The sequence below is a fragment of the Marinobacter sp. genome (genome assembly GCF_041686475.1).
In the GTDB taxonomy this organism is placed as follows: Bacteria; Pseudomonadota; Gammaproteobacteria; order Pseudomonadales; family Oleiphilaceae; genus Marinobacter.
In genome coordinates this window covers 1-7,195 of sequence record NZ_JAWLDU010000087.1, presented here as the reverse complement: position 1 = coordinate 7,195, position 7,195 = coordinate 1, and the positions used below count along the sequence as shown (strand labels likewise).

The window sequence follows — 7,195 nt, the reverse complement described above, 5'->3', positions numbered from 1 at the left end:
GTATTCGACTGGGGTTTCCTCCTCAGTGCAAACCTTTTCGTTCTGATCTGCCTGGCCCTGATTTTCATGCCTGTGGGGAAAATCCGGATTGGTGGGGTTGATGCCAAACCCGAATTTTCACTGTTGTCCTGGTTTGCGATGCTGTTTGCCGCCGGCATGGGCACAGGGTTGATGTTCTGGTCTGTTGCGGAGCCGGTTGCCTATTATACGGACTGGTTCGGAACGCCACTGGGCGTTGAGGCGAACAGCGAGGAAGGTGCCCGTCTTGCGATGGGTGCGACCATGTACCATTGGGGTCTACACCCCTGGGCAATATACGCCATCGTCGGGCTTTCTCTGTCGTTTTTTGCCTTCAATAAAGGGTTGCCGCTGACCATTCGGTCTGCGTTTTTCCCTATTCTTGGTGACAGAGTCTGGGGCTGGCCAGGCAATGTTATCGACGTTGTCTCCGTGCTGGCAACGATCTTTGGTCTGGCTACGTCCCTCGGTTTTGGTGCTCAGCAGGCTGCTTCCGGGATTTCCTACCTTTTCGATGTGGAGGGTGGTCTCAACGTCCAGGTAGGCGTTATTGCCGGTGTGACGGCGGTAGCAACGCTTTCCGTCATCCGCGGGATTCATGGCGGTGTGCGGGTCCTCAGTAATGCCAACATGATTATGGCTGCCGTGTTGATGGCATTTGTCATGTTTGCCGGCCCGACTCTCGCGATTTTCCAGTGGCTCTGGGAAACCTCAGCTTCCTACGCTTCCAACATGGTGGCACTGAGTAATCCCTTCGGCCGCGAAGATAACACCTGGTTCCATGGCTGGACTGTTTTCTACTGGGCCTGGTGGATTTCCTGGTCGCCGTTCGTTGGTATGTTTATCGCCCGTGTCTCCAAAGGACGCACGGTGCGCGAATTTGTGACTGCGGTTTTAATCATTCCGACCATTATCACGCTGTTCTGGATGAGCACTTTCGGCGGTACTGCCCTGGAGCAGGTTCGCAATGAGGTCGGTGAACTGGGCTCCGAGGGATTGACCGAAGTGTCTCTGGCCATGTTCCAGATGCTGGAAAACATCTCTCTATCGGCCATTACGTCGTTCATCGGCATAACACTCGTGCTGACTTTCTTCGTCACCTCTTCCGACTCGGGTTCCCTCGTAATCGACAGCATCACCTCGGGCGGCAAGACGAACGCGCCCAAGGCCCAGCGCATTTTCTGGGCTGTTACAGAGGGCACCATCGCTGGTGTGCTGCTTTTCGTCGGTGGCGAAGAGGCTCTCAGTGCATTGCAGGCAGGCGTCCTCAGCGTGGGGCTTCCGTTTACGCTGGTGCTTCTGGTGATGAGTTACAGCCTGTTCAAGGGCCTCCATCACGAACGGAAATTACTGGTGCAGGAAGGCAGGATGTAGCACTGCTGGTAACAGAAAGCGGTGCGCCCGGATGTCTTTACTGAATGGACACCCGGGCGTTCCTGTATCGTTGCGGTGATTTGGAGAAATCGCTTTCTATTTTTCGGGCGCCAGGTATTTGAATCCACACATGCTCACTTTCTGCCCATCGCCTCTAACATCCTATGAACCGCCTCCAGGTGCTCGGGCTCGTTATGGCACATGCCCTGGAAGTTGGCACACACATCGAGAAAATCCTTCAGCTCCATGCGCGGTGCGATGGTCATCAGCCGTTTGGTCAGCCGTGTGGCCTTCGGTGGCTGACTGGCGATGCGGTTGGCTATGGCATTTGCGGCGGCTAGCAATTCATCTGCAGGTACCACTTCCAGGACAATTCCCAGCTCTCTGGCTTCATTGGCATCAATGATGCGGCCGGTGAGTGTCAGTTCAAACGCGCGCTGGTAGCCAATCAGCCGTTGCATGAACCAGGCTCCTCCGTCACCGGGAATGATGCCGAGGTTGAGGAAGGTTTCGCCGAACTTCGCGCTTTCCGAGGCGATGCGGATGTCGGCCATGTTCGCCAGATCAAAGCCTGCGCCAATGGCGGGGCCGTTTACGGCGGCGATGATCGGCACTTCCACGGCCTGAAGGGCCAGGGGAATTCGCTGAATGCCCTTGCGGTAACGGTCCGCACACTCGGCCACATCGCCTGCAAAATCGCCACTGCGGGTGGCCATGTCGCGGATGTTGCCGCCGGCGCTGAAGGCAGACCCGGAACCGGTGATGACCATTACTGATACTTCATCACACTGGTTTACCCATTCAGCCGTGGTCACGATATCTTCGATCAGATTGGACCCTGTCAGTGCATTGCGCAGATCGTGACGGTTCAGGGTGAGCGTGGCTACCCGGCTTTCCAGTGTGAGCAGGGCATCGGTAAGTTTCGGTACAGTGGCCATTGCTAGGAGTCCTTGTTGTTAATCATGGCGTATCTTCGCGCGCGGGCCTGCCGCTAATCAACTGCCACCCGGGCTTTCCGGTAGCGTTTTACTTCTGTCCAGCCATGAGCGGCCAATGCTGAAAAGACAATCAGGCCGCCAATCAGGCTGAGGTTTGGCGGTACCTCGTCCAGGAACAGCCACACCAGAAATGAGCCCAGAACGGTTTCAAGCAGCAGCATCAGGCTGACTTCCGCGGCCGGGATGTAGCGGGGGCCGATCTGGATCAGAATGCAGGCTGTTGGCAGGAATACCAGGCAGAGCAGGGCGATGAAGAAGCCGTCCCGCGCAGAAAGCATCTGGGCCCCACCCATGACCGCCGCCACGATGGCCAGCGCCAGGGCGCCAAACATAAGCATCACGCTCATGTCGCTGTCCGGCCGCGATCGCGCCACGTTGAGGTTGGAGGCCAGCGCGGTTGCGGCAATACCGGCCATCATCAGCCCCAGGGGGTCACCTTTGCCCCATTCGCCGATGGCCATGAAGGTTGCACCGGTGACGCACACAAGGATGACGATCCAGGTTCTCCAGGGCAGGGTTTCCTTCCAGACCAGCCAGGCGATCAGGGCCGCGATTACCGGCGCGGTATTCAGGATGACCAGAACATTGCCAGCGGCGGTGTTTTTCATGCCGACAACAAAGCCAAGGGTACTTATCGCGAAGGCGCCGGCACAGAACCAGCCCTTCCAGCCGCAGCGTCTGATTTCAGTACTCAGACGGGCCCGGTATCTCAGCCAGCTGATCACCAGAAAACTGATGGCCAGCAGCAGGCCTCGCCAGAACAGGAATACCACCGGTTCCACCGAGGTAATCTTGACCAGCAGCGCATCAGGAACAATAAACAGCACGCCCAGGGCGGCAATGGTCAGGCCTTTGATCCGCGTGGTCTGCAAGCGGCTACTCCCGGGCGTTGTCGTTGGCTGCGCAGGCCTTTTCCAGCCTGGCGATACAGTTGCTGAAGGTGCGGCTGATACGGGTCTGGTCCCGGATTATGGGTATCCGCGGCCAGGTGGCCTGTTCACCCAGCCTGATAAACATTTCCAGGTCTTCACGGCCGGGGTTGGTAAGCAGTTTTCGATACAGCAGCGGCCGGAAGGGAAACTGCACATTAATATCCCCGAGATAGGTTTGTGTTGCCATGGCATGGGCCTGCTCCAGCAATGGCCGCACAATGGATGATGACCAGCTGTTCCGGGTCAGTTGCAGCGTGGTTGCAACCTGGGCGTGCAATATTGAAGCGGCCGCCTGTTTGGCAGAGGCACCCGGCCCGCGCTGATGGTGATGGCTGATAAACGGCAACACATGGGGATTGGCCTGGCTGACAATTGTACGGTTCACATTATGGAGTCGGGCCATTCGCATCAATGGCAGATCGCCATGGACGCTGCCGTCAATCCAGCGTTCTGTGGGCATGTAGGGCTTTTTGCCGGCTTTGCCCCTGGCACTGTCCCTTGCCTGCAATGTAACCGGGGGGTAGATGCCAGGCACTGCACAGGAGGCCAGGATAGCCGAATCCACCAGCACTTCCGGCGATGCCAGGCTGTTCAGCAGTCTTGGTTTCTGGCGGGTTCGGGTGGGGGACACCGAAATGTTGAGAGTGCGCCCGCTGTGTTCTGCCGCTTCACGGAAGCTGGTGCTGCCGATGTTGGTGTGGATGTGGTGGAGCAGCTGGGACTGGTCCATGGCGTGGCGTTTGCGCCAGATTCGCGCAGGCTCCAGCCAGCGGAACGCATCCAGGTGGATTTCGCCCGGCTCGTTGAAAAAACGCTCCAGCTCCTGATCGTTTCGGGTGCAAATAGCCCCGGCCACAATGGCGCCCATGCTGGAACCGGCAATCACGTCCGGTAACAGTCCCTGCTGCCAGAGTGCGCGGGTAACGCCAATGTGGTAGACCCCGAAAGCTGCTCCGCCGCTGAGCATCAGGGCGGGGCGTCCGTAGACCCTTTCGGCATCCCGGAACAGGCGCAGTTTCTGCTGCTCGGTCACTCCGGGCATGTCGTGGTCGCAGATGAAGTTCATCGAGCGCTCCACTTCATCCAGAAACTCCGTGACCAGGTACTTGGTGCCTGTCCAGGCGACGGCATACAGATCCGGATTCGCGATTTCACCCAGGTGTCGATACAGGCTCTCCTGTAGCACGCGGGTGAGGCCGCGGGTGTCGCCTTTATTGCGGCAGTGCACCATGGCGTCGATGTGCTCGCGAATCAGCTTCTCATGCAGAAGTTCGCAGCCAGGTTCGTCCCGCCAGGCCAGTGTCCCTTCCAGATCATCGATTTGCTCTGAAACGGCATACCATTGATCATAGGAAGTGGCTTCGGCGAGTTGTCTTTCCAGTTCCCGATGTTGCTTCTTTGTATCTCTCATGAGGTACAGGATACATCAGTAGAGCGGAAGACTCCGACCAAAGTCGCTTCGACACTTCTGATATGCTGCCTAATACTGCAGTATCTGTTGAATGACCCGCTATGAGAGCGGAACGGGGGGTACGATGAGCGAGCAAACCGAAGCGTTGGTAAAACGGTATACAGAAAACGGAATCACCACGCTCACACTGAACCAGCCGGAACGCCGTAACAGCCTCTCTGTTGCGATGCTGGAAGCGCTGTCGACCGAGCTGGAGTCGATCTCCGACGACCAGGACACCCGTGTCGTAGTGCTTGCAGCGGCAGGCCAGGTGTTCTGCGCCGGGCATGATCTGAAGGAAGTTCGCGAGCAGATCGACAATCATGATTTTCAGCTGAAACTGTTCAACCTGTGCAGCAAGGTGATGCAGCAGATCGTAAACCTGCCCAAGCCGGTCATTGCGCGAGTGACAGGCGTTGCTACCGCAGCCGGCTGCCAGCTGGTGGCCAGCTGTGACCTGGCCGTCGCGGCCGACACTGCCCGATTTGCCACTCCGGGGGTGAATATTGGCCTGTTCTGTTCCACGCCCATGGTAGCGCTGTCACGCAATGTATCCCGCAAGCACGCCATGGAAATGCTGCTTACCGGTGAGATGGTAGGGGCCATCAAGGCGGAACGGATCGGCCTGATAAATCAGGTGGTCGACGAGCAGGTGCTGGATGAATCCGTGTATCGCCTGGCTGCAACCGTCGCTGGCAAATCAAGCTGCACCCTGAAAATTGGCAAGGAGGCGTTCTACAAGCAGCTGGAAATGGGGCTGGCAGACGCCTACGACTACACTTCGGAGGTCATGGCCAGTAACATGCAGATCGCCGACGCCAACGAAGGAATCGGTGCGTTCCTCGAGAAGCGCAAACCAGAATGGAAAGACGAGTAGGCCGGCTAGCTGCAGTCTGAAGGCTCCATTGAAAGCCGGTCGCCCACCCGGATTCCCTGGCTTTCAAAGAAGCCCTGGTTCATTTCCAGGGCCAGGTAAAATGGAACCCCGGCCCGATACGTGGGGCAGTCCCGGCCCTGATCTGACGGGCAGGGTTCCATCTGCCGTATGGCACCGATGATGCCTTTGCGATCCAGGTAGGCAATATCTAGCGGAATCAGCGTGCGATACATCCAGAAACCGTGATCCGCCCGGCGCTGTTCGCTGTACACAAACAGCATTCCGCTGTCAGGCTCCAGAGCCTCCCGTTCCATCAGTCCACGGCTGCGTTCATCGGCACTTGTGGCGATTTCAATGGTAATGGGAATGACCTTTTCAGCGGACATCAGGCATGCCTGCTGTACCGGCAATGCATCGTTTTCCGGAAGGGCTGCCAGGCAGCCGGAGAAAAGCAGGCCCATGAGTGGTATCAGGGCCTTGAGGCTGAATACCGGTTTGTGCCCGGTCATCAGGAACGCAACCGGTAGCCGGTCTTGAATATCCACCACACGGCTACCATGCAGGCGGTAAGGAACAGCAACGTCATACCCACGCTAATCCCTACATGCACATCCGACACACCGTAGAAGGCCCAGCGGAAGCCGCTGATCAGGTACACCACCGGGTTGAACAGACTGATGGTCTGCCAGACCTCCGGCAGCATATCGATGGAGTAGAAGGTGCCGCCCAGAAACACGAGTGGGGTGACAATCATCAGCGGCACAATCTGGAGCTTTTCGAACCCGTCTGCCCAGATGCCGATAATGAAACCGAACAGGCTGAAGGTGATGGCCGTGAGCACCAGGAACGCAAACATCCAGAACGGATGCAGCACGTCATAGTCCACGAACAGCTTGGCGGTTATCAATATGATAATGCCTAGTATCACCGACTTGGTGGCGGCGGCACCCACGTAGCCGAGCACTACCTCCACATAGGAAACCGGCGCTGACAACACCTCATAGATGGTGCCGGAAAACTTGGGCATGTAGATGCCGAAAGAGGCATTGGAAATGCTCTGCATCAGCAGGGACAGCATCACCAGGCCGGGGATAATGTAAGCGCCGTAGCTGATATCGTTGATGTCACCCATGCGGCTGCCTATGGCCGAACCGAACACCACGAAATACAGAGAGGTGGAGATCACCGGTGAGGCCACGCTCTGCATCAGGGTGCGGCGCATGCGGGCCATTTCAAACTTGTAGATTGCACGGACACCGTACAGATTCATTACATTACTCCCGCATTATTCATTGACCAGGCCCACGAAGATTTCTTCCAGGGAACTTTCCCTGGTCTGGATATCCCGGTACTCGATACCCAGCTCACCCAGCGTTCTCAGCAGCCTGGCAACTCCGGCCTGCTGCTGCTGGGCGTCGAAGGTATAGATCAGCTCATAGCCGTCGTCTGACAGTTCCAGTGGTTCCAGGGCAAGTTGCCCGGGCATTTTCTCGAGCGGTGTCTGCAGGTGCAGCCGGAGTTCTTTCTTGCCCAGCTTGCTCATCAG

7 protein-coding genes and 1 pseudogene are annotated in these 7,195 nt (G+C 57.4%); 2 read left to right on the top strand and 6 right to left on the bottom strand.

Annotated elements, in window-relative coordinates; genetic code table 11:
• The coding region (locus tag ACESMB_RS13945; protein WP_372971865.1) for a BCCT family transporter at positions 1 to 1,392 on the top strand (1,392 nt) is incomplete at its 5' end.
• 134 nt (positions 1,393 to 1,526) lie between these two features.
• Here ACESMB_RS13945 and ACESMB_RS13940 read toward each other — a convergent pair.
• From ACESMB_RS13940 to ACESMB_RS13930, 3 genes are read right to left on the bottom strand one after another with little or no spacing between them, the layout of a single operon-like run.
• The gene (locus ACESMB_RS13940) at positions 1,527 to 2,330 is read right to left on the bottom strand and encodes an enoyl-CoA hydratase-related protein (RefSeq protein WP_372925583.1); all 804 of its coding nucleotides are present in this window, start codon (positions 2,328 to 2,330) and stop codon (positions 1,527 to 1,529) included.
• A 53-nt stretch (positions 2,331 to 2,383) separates the two neighbouring features.
• A complete protein-coding gene (locus tag ACESMB_RS13935; RefSeq protein WP_372925584.1) occupies positions 2,384 to 3,262 on the bottom strand; it encodes a DMT family transporter in 879 nt (292 codons plus the stop codon).
• A gap of 4 nt (positions 3,263 to 3,266) precedes the next feature.
• A complete protein-coding gene (locus ACESMB_RS13930) occupies positions 3,267 to 4,733 on the bottom strand; it encodes a patatin-like phospholipase family protein (protein ID WP_372925585.1) in 1,467 nt (488 codons plus the stop codon).
• A 124-nt stretch (positions 4,734 to 4,857) separates the two neighbouring features.
• Here ACESMB_RS13930 and ACESMB_RS13925 point away from each other — a divergent pair, with 124 nt between their 5' ends.
• Positions 4,858 to 5,649, top strand: a complete 792-nt coding sequence (locus ACESMB_RS13925; protein ID WP_372971864.1) for an enoyl-CoA hydratase — start codon at positions 4,858 to 4,860, stop codon at positions 5,647 to 5,649.
• 5 nt (positions 5,650 to 5,654) lie between these two features.
• Here ACESMB_RS13925 and ACESMB_RS13920 read toward each other — a convergent pair whose 3' ends face one another.
• From ACESMB_RS13920 to ACESMB_RS13910, 3 genes and pseudogenes are all read right to left on the bottom strand, one after another.
• Complete coding sequence (locus ACESMB_RS13920; protein ID WP_372971863.1) at positions 5,655 to 6,158, bottom strand: DUF192 domain-containing protein; 504 nt, start codon at positions 6,156 to 6,158, stop codon at positions 5,655 to 5,657.
• Positions 6,158 to 6,919, bottom strand: coding sequence for an ABC transporter permease (locus tag ACESMB_RS13915; RefSeq protein WP_372925588.1), 762 nt, complete (start codon positions 6,917 to 6,919; stop codon positions 6,158 to 6,160). Before ACESMB_RS13915 ends, ACESMB_RS13920 begins: the two co-directional genes overlap by 1 nt.
• A gap of 15 nt (positions 6,920 to 6,934) precedes the next feature.
• A pseudogene (locus ACESMB_RS13910) lies at positions 6,935 to 7,195 on the bottom strand (multidrug ABC transporter ATP-binding protein); the annotation flags it as partial.